The following is a 2545-nucleotide window of genomic DNA, read 5'->3' on the forward strand; positions in this document are numbered from 1 at the left end:
GGGTGGGCCTGGGCGTAGGCCACCGTCTCGCCGATGCCCATGCCGCACGACCCGTGGCGGGCCGCGCCGCGCGCCGTCTCCCGCGCGCGGTTCGCGGCCCGGTGGTACGGCGTCGTCAGCAGCGCGTCCCGGTCGGCGGTGAGGCGGTCGAGCGCGTCCGCGACGCCGAGCGCCCGGAGGTGGTCGGCCTCGGCGGCGAGGGCGAGCGGGTCGACCAGCATGAACCGGGACAGGTGCGTCCGGACGCCGGGCGTGAACGTCCCCGACCCGAACTGGGCGAACGTGTGGTGGCGCCCGTCGTCCAGGACGACGTTGTGCGCCGCCTGAGCGCCCCCGTTGAACCGGACGACGGTGGCCACCCCCCTTTCACCGGGGGGTCTGGGGGGTCGTCCCCCCAGAAAGGCGGGGCGCGTCGAGCAGAGGTGGTCGACGACCGTGCCCTTGCCCGCGTCCCCGAAGCCGAGGTCGACGACGATCACGTGTTCCATGGGTCAGAGCCGGGTCGTCCTGGACGGGCCGCCCGGCGTGACGCCCAGCCCGGGCGGCGCGGACGACACCGCGACCGGCGCGCGGGACGCCTCCAGCCGGGCGAGGGCGCGCGACACCGAGGCGCCCGCGTCCGAACCGGCCTCCTCCAGGTGCTCCAGGCCCTCGTCCAGGTCGATGGCGTCCTCGCCGAGCCCGACGGTCAGCGCGATCGTCTCGCAGACCGCGTCGAGGTCGTCCAGGTAGAGGACGTTCTGGCCGAGCAGGCCCTGCCAGAAGTCCTTCAGCTCCCGGCTCCCGGCGTGGTAGGCGCCCTCCGGGATGATGAAGTACACGTCGTACATCCGCTGCAGCTCCCGGACGATCTCCGCGACCGGGACGTCCTCGTCGAGCTCGTCGCCGATGACGTGCGCGATCTCGCGCTTCTTGACCTTCGGGTACGCCAGCTCGTCCCCGATCATGAACAGGTAGCCGCGCCTGCCGCGCTTCTCGAAGCAGTCGATCGCGGTGTGCCGGGCCATGAAGTACATGGCCAGCTCGTACGACTCGCGCATCTGGCCGCCGCCCCCGCCTTCGAGGAGGATCTTGCCGAGGTCGTCGTCCATCCGGTTGTCGGCCTCGAACTGCCCGATCTGCAGCGGCGCCCGGTCGCAGGTCGCGTCGCCGACCGCGCCGAACAGGATGTGCGGGTGCTCGGCGTACCCCTTGCGCAGCAGCAGCCCGAGCAGGTCGGGGAGCTTGGTCTGCAGCGTCCGCGGCACGGTGCCCATGGAGCCGGTGACGTCGAACAGCACGCCGATCGCGAGCGACTCGGGGTGGTCGTCGGAGTCCCGGCTCTCCCGCACGGTCACGCCGCGCGGATCGAGATCGGGGTGGACGGTGGTGGCGCCGCCGTCGGAGTAGGCGAACGCGCTGGCGCCGGTGGAGGCGCGATAGCTCGCGCGGGCGGAGTAGACGTCGGTGGACCAGTGTCCGCTTCCCATGATGGATCTCCTTCAGTGGACGGAGGGCAGGTGGAAGGGGCGGAAGCGCCGCGGGCCGTAGAGCCGCTCCAGCAGCTCTTCGAACTCGGCCAGCAGCCGCCAGGCGTCGGACGGGCGCCGGTTCTGCGCCGGCAGCAGGCAGCCGCGGGCGAACGAGCGCATCGCCTTCGGGGCCTTGTCGCCCATCAGGCCGGTCATGCACCGGGTGGCCATGTAGATGTCTGTCGCGGCGCTCGCCGCCTGCCGACCCGGCACCTCCGGCGGGTACCAGCCGGCGTACCGGTCGACCATCGCCGGGACGCGCCCGGACGAGTCGACGTGCGCGTAGCAGCCGGGCACGGAGTAGCACCAGTCGACCAGCACCAGCCCGTGCTTCTCCGGGTGGATCAGCACGTGGTCGGGGAGGACGGCGCCGTGCAGGACGCCCGCGCGGTGCGCGAACCCGAGGCCGACGAGCAGCCGCCGCCACATCCAGGCCGCGTCGCGCGGGTCGACGCCGTCCGGGTACGCCTCCCCGACCTCGGTCAGGGTGTGGAAGCCGTCCAGCGCGGCGATCGCGTTGACCTGCCGCTGCGCGCCCGTCGAGGCGTCCTTGTGCCGGAACGTCTCGATGAGGCGCGGGACGTACGGCAGGAACTTCCCGTCGCCGTCCTTCGGGAGCTGCCGGAGCGCCACGGCCTCGCGTTCGAGCAGGTCGCTGTCGCGCGGATCGCGCGGCATCTTCAGCAGCACGCCGAGCCCGCGGGACTCCTGGCGCGCCGCGTACAGCTCGGCCAGGTCGCCGCCGATCGGGTCGCCGTCGCTCGCGCCGGCGAGGCGGTAGGCGTGGCGGCGCGTCGTGATCAGCGTCGCGTCGTCGCGGTTGTAGGTGCGCCACAGCGCGTTCAGCCGGACGAACGCGTCGCGGGTGCGGCCGCCGGTCGCGTCCGGGTGGACGAGCCGGACCAGCCGCCGGTACCGCCGCGCCGCCTCGGCCTCGTCGTCCCCGAACAGATCGGCCGGGACGCGGACCCGGTCGAGCCGCGCCAGCGCGTCGTCCAGCTCCCGGCCGCTCGGCCGTTCACCTCGTGGGGGGT

The 2545-nt window shown here is 73.5% G+C and carries 3 protein-coding genes; all 3 read right to left on the reverse strand.

The features are described from left to right. Positions 1–488: adenylosuccinate synthetase (locus E1264_RS41915; RefSeq protein WP_165964663.1), on the reverse strand; the 488-nt coding region annotated here is incomplete at its 3' end. A 3-nt stretch (positions 489–491) separates the two neighbouring features. Beyond that, on the reverse strand, positions 492–1469 hold the full coding sequence (locus E1264_RS41920) for a hypothetical protein (RefSeq protein ID WP_132183041.1): 978 nt from the start codon (positions 1467–1469) through the stop codon (positions 492–494). Between the two features lie 12 nt (positions 1470–1481). After that, positions 1482–2545 (reverse strand): molecular chaperone DnaJ (locus E1264_RS41925; protein ID WP_347813462.1); only part of this gene is annotated, 1064 nt, incomplete at its 5' end.

The organism is Actinomadura sp. KC216, assembly GCF_004348535.1.
GTDB lineage: Bacteria > Actinomycetota > Actinomycetes > Streptosporangiales > Streptosporangiaceae > Spirillospora.

Bases quoted from the DNA above. Each gene is read 5' to 3' on its own strand.
- E1264_RS41920 (WP_132183041.1), bottom strand. From the start codon at position 1,469: ATGGGAAGCGGACACTGGTCCACCGACGTCTACTCCGCCCGCGCGAGC.